Origin of the sequence: Streptomyces sp. BBFR51 (assembly GCF_044591655.1) — a bacterium.
Classification (GTDB): Bacteria; Actinomycetota; Actinomycetes; order Streptomycetales; family Streptomycetaceae; genus Streptomyces.
Window position 1 is genome coordinate 4,863,400 of sequence record NZ_CP172448.1, and the last position, 14,505, is coordinate 4,877,904.

A 14,505-nucleotide genomic window follows, 5' to 3' on the forward strand; every position below is an offset into this window, starting at 1 on the left:
GGTGCCCCGGCGGTGGAATCGAAGCATGACCGACGAACCGCAGAACAGTGAGCCGGGCGCGGACCCCGCCGTGGAGGACCCCGCCGTGGCGGACCCCGCCGTGTCGGTGGTCGGCCCGGGAGACGGCGAGACGATCCTCCTCGGCACCACCCGCATGCGCGTCCTGGAGGACGGCAGCCGCACCGGCCACCGCCTCGGGATGGCCGAGTCCGTACTCGCCCCGCACACCCCGGGGCCGCCCCAACACCGTCACGCCCGACACGACGAGGGCTTCTACGTCGTCTCCGGCACGGTCCGGTTCACCGTGGGGGACGAGGACGTCGACGCGACGGCGGGCACGCTCGTGATGGTCCCGCCCGGCGCACCGCACACCTTCGCCAACACCACCGACGAACCCGCCCGCATGCTCAGCACGTTCACCCCGGACCTGTACGTGCAGTACTTCCGGGACCTGCGGGAGCTGTACGCCGACGGCCGCACCCCGACACCGCGGGAGAGCCTGCGGACGATGAGCCGCTACGCGACCGAGCCCGCCGCCGACTTCCCCCGGGGAGCCGGCTCGTGAACGTCGCGTACTGGATCGTCGCCGCTCTCCTCGCCGCCTTCTACCTCTACGGCGGCGGAGTGAAGGTGGTCCGCAGCCGTGAGCGGCTCCGGCCGATGATGGCGTGGGTGGACAGCGTGCCGATGCCGGCCGTCCGGGCCGTCGGGCTGGTCGAGGTACTCGGCGCGGCGGGCCTGCTCCTGCCTCCGCTGACGGGTGTCGCGCCCTGGCTGGCCCTGGCCGCGGCCGTCGGGTTCGTGGTCCTCCAGATCGGCGCGACCGGCGTGCATCTCAGGCTCGGGGACCGCCAAGTCGCCCTCAACATCACGCTCCTGACCACCGCCGCCGTCACCGCCTGGCTGGCCACGACCTGGCTGTGACCGGCGTCCGGGTCAGCCGGAGGTGCGTCGGGCCGACTCCATGAGCCGGTCGGCGAGGCCCGCGACGAGATCACGCAGCGCGTCGGGCCGCTCGACGACGAACGGGCGGTCCAGCGAGGCCAGTGCACCCGGCAGCCAGTCGAGGCGTTCGGCACGGATCTCCACCCGGGACCACGGCTCCTCCCCTTCTTCCATTTCTTCTATTTCTTCCATTTCTTCCGTCCCGGTCACGATCGCGACGCTGCCCGGCAGCCGGGTGCGGATCTGCTCGGCCGTCCCCTGGATCCGCAAGGTCACCGCATGCCGGTACGGGGCGGTGGCGAGCGAGGTCAGGACGCGCTCCGCCGGATCGTGCCCGGCGGGCGGCTCGAACGAGCCGGGCAGGATCCTCGCACCGGCGACCCGGTCCAGCCGGAACGTCCGCTCCTCGCCGGCCGACAGGTCCCGGCCCGTCACGTACCACCGGCCCGAGTGGGCGACGAGCCCGTACGGGTACAGCGTGCGTTCGCTGCGCCGGCCACCGGCGGCGGTGTACCGGATCGCGACCGGCCGGTGACGGCGCACCGCGTCGGCGATCGGCAGCAGCACGGCGGTCTCCGGAGCGGGCGGTTCGGCCGGCGGGGCCGTGAAGGTGAGGGAGTCGAGTACGGCGTCCAGGCGGTGGCGCAGCCGCTCCGGCAGCACCCGCCTGACCTTCGCCGCCGCCGTCTCGCCCGCCGTGCCCGCCGTCGCGGTCATCCCGCTGCGCCGGCCGGCGACCAGACCCAGCAGCACGGCCAGCGCCTCCTCGTCGGTCAGCATGAGCGGCGGCATGCGGTGGCCGGGGGCGAGCCGGTATCCGCCGTAACGGCCGCGCACCGACTCCACGGGGATGTCGAGGTCGACGAGGTGGTCGACGTACCGGCGCACCGTGCGCTCGCCGACGCCGAGCCGGCCGGCGAGTTCGGCCACGGTCCGGACGCCGCCGGCCTGGAGGAGTTCGAGCAGCGTGAGCACGCGGGACACGGGACGGGACATGCCCGCAAGTCTGCCGCCGATACCGGCCGGATAGTGACCGGTATCGCTCGTAGCGTGCGGGTTGTCAGCACCGACGACCAGGACGGCCGAACCGGACGACCAGTACGGCCGAACAAGGAGCCCCCATGAACCTCGTCTCGATCCGCGTCATCACGGACGACGTCGCCCGCCTCGTCGACTTCTACGAGCGCGCCACCGGCATGCCCGCGACCTGGTCCACCGAGGACTTCGCCGAGCTGCGCACCCCCTCGGGCACCCTCGCGATCGGCAGTACCCGCACCGTGCCGCTGTTCGCCCCCGGATCGGCCCGTCCGGCCGACAACCGCAGCGTCGTCATCGAGTTCCTCGTCGACGACGTGGACGCCGTGCACCGGAACCTGACCGGCTTCGTCACGGACTTCGTCAAGGAACCCACCACCATGCCCTGGGGCAACCGCGCGCTGCTGTTCCGCGACCCCGACGGCAATCTGGTCAACTTCTTCACCCCGGTCACCCCGGCCGCCGTGGAGAAGTTCGCGGGGTTCGCCCGCTGAGATCACGGCCGTTCGAGCGGCGTACGGACGTTCGAGGCGGTGTGGGTGCCTGCCCCTATGCTGGATCCGCCCGCAGGGCCGAGATCGAGATCGCACGCCGGGAGGCATCTGTGTCAGCGCTGGAGCCGGACGACCCGCGCTCCGTCGGGGAGTACCGGTTGCTGAGCCGGCTGGGCGCGGGCGGCATGGGCCGGGTCTTCCTCGGCCGTTCGCCGGGCGGGCGGCTCGTCGCGGTCAAGGTGGTGCACCCCGAGCTGGTGCGCAGGCCGGAGTTCCGCGACCGCTTCCGCCGCGAGGTCCAGGCCGCCCGGATGGTCAGCGGCGCCTTCACCGCCCCGGTCGTCGACGCCGACCCGGACGCGCCCCTGCCCTGGCTGGTCACCAGCTACATCGCCGGGCCCTCGCTGGAGCAGGCGGTCGCCGAGCGGGGCCCGTTCGACCCGCGCGCGGTGCTCGCGCTGGCGGCCGGGCTGGCCGAGGCGCTGGTGTCGATCCACGCCGCGCACCTCGTCCACCGCGACCTCAAGCCCTCCAACGTGCTGCTCGCCGAGGACGGGCCCCGCGTCATCGACTTCGGCATCGTCCGCAGTATCGACGCCGACTCGATCACCGGCACCGGGCACATGGCCGGCTCCCCCGGGTTCATGTCCCCCGAGCAGGTCAACGGGGACCCGGTCACCTGGGCCAGCGACGTCTTCTGCCTGGGCGCGGTGCTGGCCTTCGCGGCCACCGGCGCCAACCCCTTCGGCAGCGGCCCCACCCCCGCGCTGCTCTACCGCGTCGTGCACAGCGCCCCCGACGTGGACGCCGTCACCGAGCCGGCCCTGCGCGCCCTGATCGGCGACTGCCTCGACAAGGACCCGGCCCGCCGGCCCGCCCCGCGCGAGATCCTCGCCCGTATCGGCCCGCTGGGCGAGGAGAGCACGGCGGCCCTGCCGTACGCCGGTCAGTGGACACCGGCCGCCGGTCCGACCCGCGCGGACGCCGTGCCCACCATGGTCGTCCCACCTCCCGCGCCGCCCCACCCGCACACCCGGGTCGACGGCACACGTCCGCCGGCGCCCGCACCGGCGGACGTCCACCCGACGGCGACGGCGACGGGGAGCGGCGGCCGCGGCAGCCGGCGGGCCTTCCTGCTCTCCGGGGCGGGCGCTCTCGCCGCGCTCGGTGTCGGAACGGGGTTCTGGCTCAACCGCCCCGCCGCCTCGGACGCGTCGGACGGCGCCGCACCCTCGCCGTCGCCCTCCGCCACGAAGCCGAAGCCCGCGGGACCCGTCGGGCGCTGGCCCCTCGACGAGACCTCAGGCCGGGTCGCGCGGGACACCGCCGGCGGACACGACGGCACCGCGACCCGCGTCGCCTGGCAGCCCGGCGGACCAGGAGCCGCCTTCGACGGGACCGGCAGCCAGATCGTGACCGACGGGCCGGTGCTCAGGACCGGAGCGGGCCGCAGCTTCACGGTCGCCGCCTGGGTCCGCCTGGCCGCCGTGCCGGGGACCTTCGCCACCGCCGTCAGCCAGGACAGCGACACCGCCAGCGGCTTCTACCTGCAGTACGCCGGCGCGGACAAGGGCTGGGCCTTCGCCCGCCCCGGCCGGCGCGCCGTCGGCCGCAGCGCGCCCGCCGCGAACGTCTGGACCCACCTGGCCGGCGTCTGCGACGGCCCGGCCCGCAAGCTGCGCCTGTACGTCAACGGCGTCCAGGAAGCGGTCGTCGAGGACACCGACCCGGTCCCCGCCAACGGCGCCTTCGTCATCGGCCGGGCGTCCTTCGACGGGCAGCCCCACGACTTCTTCCCCGGCGCCATCCGGGACGTGCGGGCCTTCGACCGTGCCCTGGCACCCGCCGGCATCAGGACGCTGGCCAGGCGCAACTGACGGCCCCTCACCCGATGTTCACCGCACCGCACTTGGGACGGGCGTGCTAAAGATGTAGCTTCCCGGGAGCGGCCGTGACGGCCCGCCCCGGGCTCGCGGAAGCCGGTGAACGGGGAGAGAGTTGAGCGGGGAAGCCGGATTCGGTCTCACGGGCAGTGGCGCCGAACCCTTGGAGGACGACGACCCACGCCGGATCGGAGCGATCCCGCTGCTGGGCCGGCTCGGGGTCGGCGGCATGGGCCGCGTCTATCTCGGCGTCCACGAAGGCCGGTACGCGGCCGTCAAGCAGGTACTGCCGTCGGTCGCCGGGGAGGACAAGGACTTCCTGCGCCGCTTCGGACACGAACTGGACAACCTCTCCCGGCTCCCCGCCGACGCCACCGCGCCGCTGCTCGCGGGGGACCGGGACGCCCGCCCGCCGTGGTTCGCCACCGCGTACGTGCCCGGCATCACGCTGCGCGAGGCCGTCGACCTGCACGGGCCGCTGCCCGCCGAGGCGCTGTGGCTCATCCTGCGGGACGCCGCCGCCGGACTCGCGGCGGTGCACGCCCTGGACATGGTCCACCGCGACCTCAAACCGTCCAACGCCATGCTCACCCTCGACGGCCTCACCCTCATCGACTTCGGCGTGGCCCGGGCCGCCGAGCAGAGCCAGGTGACCAGGACCGGCATGGTGGTGGGCACGCCCGCCTACATGTCGCCCGAACAGGCCTCCGGGAAACGCGCGTCGAGCGGTGTCGTCGACGTCTTCGCGCTGGGCTCGGTGATCGCGTACGCGGCGTCCGGCCGCCCGCCCTTCGGCGACGAGTCCGGGCACGCCGTGCTGTACCGCATCGTGCACGAGGCCCCCGACCTCCAGCCGCTGCGGGACCTGGACCCCGAACTCGCCGACGTCGTCGCGTCCTGCCTCGACAAGGACCACGAGGGCCGACCGACCGCCGCCGAACTCGTCGAACGCGCCTCGGGACACGGTCCGTCGGCCGCGCCCCTGTGGCCGCGCGCCATCACCGAGCGGCTGTCCGAACGGGCCGCCTTCGCCGCACGCCCACCGGATCCGGAAACCCTCGCACTGCTCGGACCCGCGACGCAGCCGGACCTGAAACCGGACCTGAAACCGGACCCCGAGCCGGGCCCGGCGGCGAAACCGAAGACGGACCCGAAGACGGAGCCGGAGAAGGAGCAAGGGAAGGCGGGTAAGCCCGAGGCGCCCCGCAAGGAGCGCCGCCGCCGCATCCTGCCCGTCTTCATCCCCGTCGTGGTCGTCGCGACGGGAACGACCCTCGCCTTCCAACTCCTGCCCCACGTCACCGACTCCAACGACGCCACGGGAACCGCCCCCTCCTCCTCCGTCACGGTCTCCGCGACCACGACGCCGTCGGGGACCGCCGGCGCGTCCGCGAAGCCGTCGCCGTCCACCAGCGCCTCCTCTTCGAAGAAGCCGAAGCCGGAGGGGAAGGAGTCAGCGACCGCCCCCGGGGCGGCGGACGCGGGGGACGGCAAGGACGGCAAGGGCGACGGCGGTGCGGACACGGGTGCCGGTACAGGCTCGGGCGCCGGCGGTTCCGGCAGCGACTCCGGCAGTGGCAGTGGCAGCGCTGGCGGTGACGACTCCTCCTCCGACACGGGAACGGAGACCAAGGCCCCCTCGACGGGCGGCTTCACCCTGCTCAACGCGTCGAGCAACCGGTGCCTCGTCGCCTCCGACAGCGCTTCGTACGGCAATGTCTCCGGCGGTGGCTGCGGTGCCGCGACGGCCCGCTGGAGCCTGCGGAGCGTCTCGTCCGGTACATACCGGATCGTCCACCAGGCGTCCGGCACCTGCCTGTCCGGCTACGGCTCGATGCACAGCGCGACCTGCGGTGCGGACAGCGCCCAGGAGTGGCGTCTCGGTTCGGGCGGCACCGTGATCCTCACGAACCAGGACCTGTGTCTGGAGCACGCCTCCCCGAGCGGCATGATCATGCGGCGGACGTGCTCCGGCTCGGCGACCCAGAGCTGGACCCGGGCCTGACGCGGGGCTCGCCCGGCGCCGACGCGGGGCTTCCCCCGGGGTGCGGTCAGGCGGGTCCGCCCCGGTCGCCGTCCCCGGGCTTGTCCCCGTCCTTGTCCCCGTCCCTGTCGTTCTCCTCGTCCTTCTCCAGGGACTTCAGGAAGTCGGGGTTGTCGTCCGGCGCCACCCACTGGCGCCGCCCGCCGCCGCCCTGCCAGGGCGCCGCGCCGGCCGGCTGCCGCTTCTTGCCGGCGATGATCCAGGAGATCGAGCCCACCAGCGGGAAGACCAGCACGAGGATCGCCCACAGCGGCTTGGGCATGTGGCGGATGTCGGCGTCCTTCGTGCTGATGCAGTCGATGAAGGCGTAGACGCTCAACGCCAGTGGAACGAGGAACATCAGCACCCGGAGCATGGGGCCTCTCCAGCGGGAAGCGAGGGGTGGGGACGCGTCACGGCCCCCAGGTACAGGGCCAGGGTAGCCGCTCGGGGATACTGGACGGCATGGCTTACGACGATCTTCGCTCCCTGCTCAGGGCGCTGGAGCGCGAGGGCGACCTCAAGCGCATCAAGGCCGAGGTGGATCCGTACCTGGAGGTCGGGGAGATCGTCGACCGGGTGAACAAGGCCGGCGGCCCCGCCCTGCTCTTCGAGAACGTGAAGGGCTCCGACATGCCCCTCGCGATGAACGTCTTCGGAACCGACCGGCGCCTGCTCAAGGCCCTCGGCCTGAAGTCGTACTCCGACATCTCCGACAAGATCGGCGGACTGCTCCGCCCCGAGCTGCCCCAGGGCTTCGTCGGCATGCGCGAGGCCTTCGGCAAGCTCGGCACGATGGCCCACGTACCGCCCAAGAAGGTGAAGCCGGGCAGCGCGCCCGTCCAGGAAGTCGTCCTCACCGGCGACGACGTGGACCTGGACCGCCTCCCCGCCCTCTTCACCTGGCCGGACGACGGCGGCTCCTTCTTCAACCTGGGCCTCACCCACACCAAGGACCCGGAGTCCGGCATCCGGAACCTGGGCCTGTACCGGCTCCAGCGCCACGACAAGCGCACCATCGGCATGCACTGGCAGATCCACAAGGACAGCCGCAACCACTACCAGGTCGCCGCCCGGCGCGGCGAGCGCCTGCCCGTCGCGATCGCCTTCGGCTGCCCGCCCGCCGTGACCTACGCCTCCACCGCCCCGCTCCCCGGCGACATCGACGAGTACCTCTTCGCCGGGTTCCTCCAGGGCAAGCGGATCGAGATGGTCGACTGCAAGACGGTCCCCCTCCAGGTCCCGGCGCACGCCGAGGTCGTCATCGAGGGCTGGCTGGAGCCCGGCGAGATGCTGCCCGAGGGCCCCTTCGGCGACCACACCGGCTTCTACACGCCGCAGGAGCCGTTCCCCGCCCTGAAGATCGACTGCGTGACGATGCGGAAGCGCCCGCTGCTCCAGTCGATCGTGGTCGGCCGCCCCCCGACGGAGGACGGTCCCCTCGGACGCGCCACGGAGCGCTTCTTCCTCCCGCTCCTCAAGATCATCGTCCCGGACATCGTGGACTACCACCTGCCCGAGGCCGGCGGCTTCCACAACTGCGCGATCGTCTCGATCGACAAGAAGTACCCCAAGCACGCCCAGAAGGTGATGCACGCCATCTGGGGCGCGCACATGATGTCCCTGACCAAGCTGATCGTGGTCGTCGACTCCGACTGCGACGTCCACGACCTGCACGAGGTCGCCTGGCGCGCGCTCGGCAACACCGACTACGGCCGCGACCTCACCGTCGTCGAAGGCCCGGTCGACCACCTCGACCACGCCTCCTACCAGCAGTTCTGGGGCGGCAAGGCGGGCATCGACGCGACGCGGAAACTGCCCGAGGAGGGGTACACGCGGGACGGGGGCTGGCCGGACATGGTGCTGTCCGACCCGGATACGGCGGCGAAGGTCGACCGCCGCTGGAAGGAGTACGGACTGTGACGTCGGCTTCCGCCGCCCTGCCGCAGCAGCCGGGGCGCACCAAGGCGTTCCTGCGCCTGGTGATGATCGAGCACTCGGTGTTCGCGCTGCCCTTCGCCTACATCGCCGCGCTGACCGCGATGTACGAGTGGGACGCGAACATCCACTGGGGCCGGCTGCTCCTGGTCACCGTCGCCATGGTGGGCCTGCGCACCTTCGCGATGGCGGTCAACCGGATCATCGACCGCGAGATCGACGCCCGCAACCCCCGCACCGCCCACCGCGAACTGGTCACCGGCGCCATGTCGGTCAAGCACGCCTGGACCGGCGCGCTGATCGCCCTCGTCGTCTTCCTGGGCGCGGCGGCCCTGCTCAACCCGCTCTGCCTGGCCCTCGCCCCCGTCGCGGTGATCCCGATGGTGGTCTACCCGTACGGCAAGCGGTTCACGAACTTCCCGCAGGCCATCCTCGGCCTCGCCCAGGCCATGGGACCGATCGGCGGCTGGCTGGCCATCACCGGCGAATGGTCCTGGGACGCGGTGCTCCTCGGTCTCGCCGTCGGCATCTGGATCGGCGGCTTCGACCTGATCTACGCCTGCCAGGACGTCGAGACCGACCGCGAGGTCGGCGTCATGTCGGTCCCGGCCCGCTTCGGCGTCCCGGCTGCCATCTGGGGCGCCCGCGCCTGCCACACGATCACCACGGCCCTGTTCGTCTGGTACGCCGTCGCCACCGACGCCGGTGTCTTCTTCTGGCTCGGCCTGCTGATCGTCGCGGGCGCGTTCCTCTACGAGCACACCATCGTCCGGCCCACCGACCTGACCCGCCTCAACAGGGCGTTTTTCTCGGTCAACGGCTTCATCGGCATCGCCCTGTTCGTGTGTGCGCTGCTGGATCTGCTGGTGCGGGGCCTCACGGTCTGAAAACCCTGAGCCTGCGACTAGGCTCGACACCATGAACCCAGGACAGACGCAGCGCGTGCCTTGGATCGTGGGGGTGTCCGGAGCATCCGGCACCCCGTACGCCGCCGCCGTGCTGCGCGCGCTGCTCGCCGCCGGCGAGAGCGCCGACCTGGTGGTCAGCCGGGCCTCGCGGCTCACCCTGCTCGACGAGACCGGCATCTCCTTCCGCGACGCCCACTGGCGGCACGACCTGCGCGAATGGCTGTCCCGCGGAGCCGACGGCAAGCCCGGCACCTTCGACGTCGACCTCGAAGGGGACCGGGTACGGCACTGGAGCGCGGGCGACCTCGCGGCCGGGCCGTCCTCGGGGTCGTACGCGACGAAGGGCATGCTGATCGTGCCCGCGTCGACGGCCTGCGTCGCGGGCGTCGCGCTCGGACTGTCGAAGGACCTGCTCCAGCGCGCGGCGAGCGTGACCCTCAAGGAGCGGCGCAGGCTGGTCGTGGCCGTCCGGGAGACCCCGCTGGACGGCCGGACGCTGCGGCACCTGGTGACCCTGGACGACGCCGGCGCGAGCGTGGTGCCCGCGTCCCCGGCCTTCTACGCCGGGGCGACGCACATCCAGGACCTGGTGGACTTCGTCGCCGGACGCGTCCTCGACGCGGCGGGTGTCGGACACGACCTCTACCGCCGCTGGCGCGGCGAGCTGGGCGGGGCCCGCCCCACCGGCTGAGCAGCGCCGCAGCACCACCTCCCCCCCACATGTTCGTGACCCACACGTTTGTTACCCACATCTTCAGAACTCTTCAGTGGAAGGCTTCGATCGCATGGACGCGGTGGACAGGCAGCTCATCCAGGCCCTGAGAGAGAACGGCCGGGCCTCGTACGCGGAGCTGGGGCGCCTCGTCGGACTCTCGGGACCCAGCGTCACCGACCGCATCAACCGGCTGGAGGCGGCCGGGGTCATCACCGGCTACCGGGCCACCGTGGACGCCGCCTCGCTCGGTCTCGGCGTCACCGCCCTGATCGGCGTCTCGCTCTCCGACGCCGCCGACCACGAGGACGTGGCCCAGCGCCTCAAGGAGCTGCGGGAGATCGAGGACTGCTGGTTCATCGCCGGCGACGACTCCTACATGCTCATGGTGCGCGCCGCCGACGTCGACGGCCTGGAGAGCATCATCCGGCGGCTGTCGGGCACCAAGGGCGTGTCCAGGACCCGTACGACCATCGTTCTCTCCACCAAGTGGGAGAACCGGGTGGGCGAGCTGCCGGAAGAGGTCCAGTAGCAGGGGCGTACGGTTGACGAGTCGGTCTCAGAAAGAGGTATCGCATGGACGCCGGGCTCAAGCGGGAGCTGGAGCAGAAGGTCCGCTCCGGGGAGCGGCTGACCCGCGAGGACGGCATCGCGCTGTACGAGTCGGACGACCTGGCCTGGCTCGGCGGCCTCGCACACGAGGTGCGGACGCGGAAGAACGGCGACGTCGTCCACTTCAACGTCAACCGCCACCTCAACATGACCAACGTGTGCACCGCGTCCTGCGCGTACTGCTCCTTCCAGCGCAAGCCGGGGGAGAAGGACGCGTACACGATGCGCATCGAGGAGGCGGTGAAGCTCGCCAAGGCGATGGAGGGCGAGAACCTCACCGAGCTGCACATCGTCAACGGCCTGCACCCCAACCTGCCGTGGCGCTACTACCCGCGCTCGCTCAGGGAACTGAAGGCCGCGCTGCCCGACGTCTCGCTCAAGGCCTTCACGGCCACCGAGATCCACCACTTCGAGACCATCTCCGGGATGAGCGCGAGCGACATCCTCGACGAGCTGATCGACGCCGGTCTGGAGTCCCTGACCGGCGGCGGCGCGGAGATCTTCGACTGGGAGGTGCGGCAGCACATCGTCGACCACCGCACCCACTGGGAGGACTGGTCCCGCATCCACCGCCTGGCGCACGAGAAGGGGCTGAAGACCCCGTGCACCATGCTCTACGGCCACATCGAGGAGCCGCGCCACCGCGTGGACCATGTGCTGCGCCTGCGGGAACTCCAGGACGAGACGGGCGGTTTCCAGGTCTTCATCCCGCTGCGCTACCAGCACGACTTCGTGGACATGAAGGACGGCAAGGTCCGCAACCGGCTCCAGGCGCGGACGCAGATGGCGACCGGCGCGGAGGCCCTGAAGACCTTCGCCGTCTCCCGCCTCCTCTTCGACAACGTCCCGCACGTCAAGGTCTTCTGGGTCATGCACGGCGTCCAGACGGCCCAGCTGGCCCTCCAGCACGGCGCCGACGACATGGACGGCTCGGTCGTCGAGTACAAGATCACGCACGACGCTGACGACTTCGGCACGCCGAACAAGCTGACGCGGGACGACCTGCTGGACCTCATCCGCGACGCCGGGTTCCGTCCGGTGGAGCGGAACACGCGGTACGAGATCCTCCGGGAGTTCGAGGGACCTGACGCGGGGCGCCGGGAGGCGCCGCAGCCGATGCGGGTCTGATCTCTCGCGGTTGCTCTCCCACTGCCGGCCGGTGGGCGCTGGTCGCGCCCACGCGGCGGAGCCGCGCATCGGCGCAGCCCCGCGCTCCGAAGGGGCGCGTTGCCCGGATCGTCGTTCCGGGTCACACGGGTGCGGGCACGGTGCTGGGGGAGGAGATTCACGTAATGGTTACTATGGCTTGGTGCCTCTTACCTTCACTTTCGAACCGGCCGTCACCCCCGACCTCCGCGACGGCGTCCTCGACCTGTGGACCGACGTCTCCAACGCGGGCGGCTCCGTGGGCTTCGTGCCGCCGGTGACGCGGGAGGACGTCCGGCCCGAGCTGGTCAAGCACCTGGTGGGCATGGCCGAGGGCCGTACCCGCCTGCTCGTCGGCCACGACGAGGAGGGGCGGGTGGCCGCCACCGCGTTCCTCGCCCTCAACACGCACCGGCTGATGCGGCACTGGCTGTGGCTCTACACGGTCATGGTCCACCCGAGCCACCAGGGCCGGGGCTACGGCCGGGACCTGATGGCCGCCGCCGCGGACGCCGCCCGCACCTGCGACGGCGTCGAGGCGATACGGCTCACCTGCCGCGGCGGGCTCGGCCTGGAGCGCTTCTACGAGTCCTGCGGCTACAAGGAGGTCGGCCGGGTGCCCGGCGCGATCCGGGTCGCCCCCGGCGACGACCGGGACGACGTCTTCATGCTGCTGCCGCTGGGCTGAGCCCGGCCCCGCGGGACACGACCCCCCTGCAAGATCGGCAGACCGGCATGTTTCACTGGACGGTGCCTCTTTGTGCCAGAAACGGAAGAGTGGATTGAGATGCTCCGCTACACGCTGATGCGCCTCGGGATCTTCGTGGGCTGCCTCGTGGTCGTCTGGGGGCTCGTCTACGCCGGAGTGTTCCCGCGCGGCCTCGGCGACTCCAACGGCATGTGGATCCTCCTGCTCTCCCTGCTGATCTCCGCCCCCATCAGCTACGTCGCACTGCGCAAGGAGCGGGACCGGGCCTCGGTCCAGGTCGTGGGCCGGGTGGACCGCATGAAGGCCAACCTGGAGGCCAGCCGCGGCCAGGAGGACACCGCCGACGACGCGGCGCGGGCCCAGGGCCAGACCTCGTAACGTCCGTCACGCACCCGAACGCCCCGGTCTCCTAATTCACAGGAAACCGGGGCGCTTTGCGTTTTGCGGGCAGTAGTGCACTCCTGCCTCTCAAAGTATGGCTTTGGGGGTCCCAAAGCATGGGTGTTAAAGTCGTGTGCATGAAGCACGCAGTCGCGCCCTCCACACCGCCGAGCCTCGCGCTCGTGGCGCGCCTGCACGTGGACCTCTGTCGGTGCGCGTCCGCGAACTGTCGCCCCTGACGTCCCCCCTCATCCCGTCGTTCTCCACGTCAGCTCAGCGCATCCCTTTCCGCGTCCCGTCCCCCTCCGGAGCCTGTCCGTGTCTTCAGCCCCTTCACCGTCTTCGGTGTCCTCCGTCACGAAGTACTTCAAGGTGCCCTTCTGGGCCCAGATACTCGCCGGCCTCGTCCTCGGCGTCCTGCTGGGCTGGCTGGCCCGCAACCAGGACATATCCTGGCTGGTCACCACCCTGGAGAAGGTCGGTGACACCTTCATCGGCCTGCTGAAGCTGGCCGTCGCACCGCTCGTCTTCTTCGCGATCCTCGTCTCGATCACCAACCTGCGGAAGGTCAACAACGCGGCCCGCCTGGCGTCCCGCACCCTCCTCTGGTTCATGATCACGTCGCTGATCGCGGTGGCCATCGGCCTCGTCATCGGCCTCGTCACCAACCCCGGCTCCGGCACCGGCCTCACCCCGGCCGACGGCGCGAAGCCCGAACACACCGGTTCCTGGATCGACTTCCTGACCGGCATCGTGCCGACCGACGTCATCACGCCGTTCACCGAGCTGAACGTCCTCCAGATCGTCTTCATGGCCGCCGTCGCCGGCATCGCCGCCCTCCAGCTCGGCGAGAAGGCCCAGCCGATCCTCAACCTGAGCGAGTCGATCCTCGAACTCCTCCAGAAGGCCCTGTGGTGGGTCATCCGCCTCGCCCCGCTCGGCACGGTCGGCCTCATCGGCAACGCCATCGCCACCTACGGCTGGGACCTCATCGGCAAGTACGCCACCTTCACCGCCGACATCTACGTCGGCTGCGCCATCGTGATGTTCGTGGTCTACCCGGTGCTGCTCGCCACCGTCGCCAAGGCCAGTCCGCTCCAGTTCTTCAAGGGCGCCTGGCCCGCCATCCAGCTGGCCTTCGTCTCCCGCTCCTCCGTCGGCACCATGCCGCTGACCCAGAAGGTCACCGAGCGCCTCGGCGTCCCGAAGGAGTACGCGTCCTTCGCCGTGCCGTTCGGCGCGACGACCAAGATGGACGGCTGCGCCGCGATCTACCCGGCCATCGCCGCGATCTTCGTCGCGCAGATCTTCGACATCCAGCTCGGTGTCGGCGACTACCTGCTGATCGCCTTCGTCTCGGTGGTCGGCTCCGCCGCCACGGCCGGCCTCACCGGCGCCACGGTCATGCTCACCCTGACCCTGTCCACCCTGGGCCTGCCCATGGAGGGCGTCGGCCTCCTCCTCGCCATCGACCCGATCCTGGACATGATGCGGACGGCGACCAACGTCGCAGGTCAGGCGCTGATCCCCGTGATCGTCTCGGCCCGCGAGGGCATCCTCGACCGCAAGGCCTACGACGAGGCGCACGCCTCGCCGATCGACGAGCCCGAGCGGGAGAAGCAGGAGTCCGAGCCGGTTCCGGTCGCCGCCTGACCGTCGTGATCGGGGTGTCGGCGTCGCGCTGACGCCCTGATCACCGCCGCACGGACCGTACGCTGA

General features: G+C 71.3%; 16 protein-coding genes. 14 read left to right on the forward strand and 2 right to left on the reverse strand.

Features of this window, described 5'->3' with window-relative positions; translation table 11 throughout:
- The first annotated feature begins 25 nt into the window (after positions 1 to 25).
- Positions 26 to 565: a cupin domain-containing protein gene (locus ACGH7X_RS22260; RefSeq protein WP_399887234.1), complete on the forward strand. Its 540-nt coding sequence runs from the start codon at positions 26 to 28 to the stop codon at positions 563 to 565.
- Positions 562 to 924: a DoxX family protein gene (locus ACGH7X_RS22265; protein WP_399887236.1), complete on the forward strand. Its 363-nt coding sequence runs from the start codon at positions 562 to 564 to the stop codon at positions 922 to 924. Before ACGH7X_RS22260 ends, ACGH7X_RS22265 begins: the two co-directional genes overlap by 4 nt.
- Positions 925 to 936: 12 nt before the next feature.
- On the opposite strand, the gene ACGH7X_RS22270 is transcribed toward ACGH7X_RS22265, so the two are convergent.
- Complete coding sequence (locus ACGH7X_RS22270) at positions 937 to 1,941, reverse strand: helix-turn-helix transcriptional regulator (protein WP_399887238.1); 1,005 nt, start codon at positions 1,939 to 1,941, stop codon at positions 937 to 939.
- A gap of 125 nt (positions 1,942 to 2,066) precedes the next feature.
- On the opposite strand from ACGH7X_RS22270, the gene ACGH7X_RS22275 reads away from it, so the two are divergent.
- From ACGH7X_RS22275 to ACGH7X_RS22285, 3 genes are all read left to right on the forward strand, one after another.
- Positions 2,067 to 2,474 (forward strand): VOC family protein, encoded by a 408-nt coding sequence (locus tag ACGH7X_RS22275; RefSeq protein ID WP_399887240.1) that lies wholly within the window; start codon positions 2,067 to 2,069, stop codon positions 2,472 to 2,474.
- Positions 2,475 to 2,584: 110 nt separating this feature from the next.
- Positions 2,585 to 4,351 (forward strand): LamG-like jellyroll fold domain-containing protein, encoded by a 1,767-nt coding sequence (locus ACGH7X_RS22280; protein WP_399887242.1) that lies wholly within the window; start codon positions 2,585 to 2,587, stop codon positions 4,349 to 4,351.
- Positions 4,352 to 4,472: 121 nt separating this feature from the next.
- Positions 4,473 to 6,362, forward strand: a complete 1,890-nt coding sequence (locus ACGH7X_RS22285; RefSeq protein ID WP_399887244.1) for a protein kinase — start codon at positions 4,473 to 4,475, stop codon at positions 6,360 to 6,362.
- 46 nt (positions 6,363 to 6,408) lie between these two features.
- Here the strand turns inward: ACGH7X_RS22285 and ACGH7X_RS22290 are convergent, their stop codons facing one another.
- A complete protein-coding gene (locus ACGH7X_RS22290) occupies positions 6,409 to 6,756 on the reverse strand; it encodes a PLD nuclease N-terminal domain-containing protein (protein WP_399887245.1) in 348 nt (115 codons plus the stop codon).
- Between the two features lie 89 nt (positions 6,757 to 6,845).
- On the opposite strand from ACGH7X_RS22290, the gene ACGH7X_RS22295 reads away from it, so the two are divergent.
- From ACGH7X_RS22295 to ACGH7X_RS22335, 9 genes are all read left to right on the forward strand, one after another.
- Complete coding sequence (locus tag ACGH7X_RS22295) at positions 6,846 to 8,303, forward strand: menaquinone biosynthesis decarboxylase (RefSeq protein ID WP_399887247.1); 1,458 nt, start codon at positions 6,846 to 6,848, stop codon at positions 8,301 to 8,303.
- Positions 8,300 to 9,205: a menaquinone biosynthesis prenyltransferase MqnP gene (gene mqnP / locus ACGH7X_RS22300; RefSeq protein ID WP_399887249.1), complete on the forward strand. Its 906-nt coding sequence runs from the start codon at positions 8,300 to 8,302 to the stop codon at positions 9,203 to 9,205. Before ACGH7X_RS22295 ends, mqnP begins: the two co-directional genes overlap by 4 nt.
- A gap of 55 nt (positions 9,206 to 9,260) precedes the next feature.
- Positions 9,261 to 9,917 carry a UbiX family flavin prenyltransferase gene (locus ACGH7X_RS22305; protein ID WP_399897238.1) on the forward strand — a complete coding sequence of 219 codons (657 nt, stop codon included), beginning with the start codon at positions 9,261 to 9,263 and terminating at the stop codon, positions 9,915 to 9,917.
- Between the two features lie 94 nt (positions 9,918 to 10,011).
- Positions 10,012 to 10,470, forward strand: a complete 459-nt coding sequence (locus ACGH7X_RS22310; protein WP_399887251.1) for an Lrp/AsnC family transcriptional regulator — start codon at positions 10,012 to 10,014, stop codon at positions 10,468 to 10,470.
- Positions 10,471 to 10,514: 44 nt separating this feature from the next.
- Entirely contained in the window at positions 10,515 to 11,678 is a 1,164-nt protein-coding gene (gene mqnE / locus ACGH7X_RS22315; RefSeq protein ID WP_399887253.1) for an aminofutalosine synthase MqnE, read from the forward strand.
- Positions 11,679 to 11,859: 181 nt separating this feature from the next.
- Positions 11,860 to 12,384, forward strand: coding sequence for a GNAT family N-acetyltransferase (locus ACGH7X_RS22320; RefSeq protein ID WP_399887255.1), 525 nt, complete (start codon positions 11,860 to 11,862; stop codon positions 12,382 to 12,384).
- Positions 12,385 to 12,483: 99 nt separating this feature from the next.
- Entirely contained in the window at positions 12,484 to 12,783 is a 300-nt protein-coding gene (locus ACGH7X_RS22325; RefSeq protein ID WP_399887257.1) for a DUF4229 domain-containing protein, read from the forward strand.
- Positions 12,784 to 12,923: 140 nt separating this feature from the next.
- Positions 12,924 to 13,025 (forward strand): putative leader peptide, encoded by a 102-nt coding sequence (locus ACGH7X_RS22330; RefSeq protein ID WP_399887259.1) that lies wholly within the window; start codon positions 12,924 to 12,926, stop codon positions 13,023 to 13,025.
- Positions 13,026 to 13,131: 106 nt separating this feature from the next.
- A complete protein-coding gene (locus ACGH7X_RS22335) occupies positions 13,132 to 14,439 on the forward strand; it encodes a dicarboxylate/amino acid:cation symporter (RefSeq protein WP_399887260.1) in 1,308 nt (435 codons plus the stop codon).
- Positions 14,440 to 14,505: the final 66 nt, after the last annotated feature.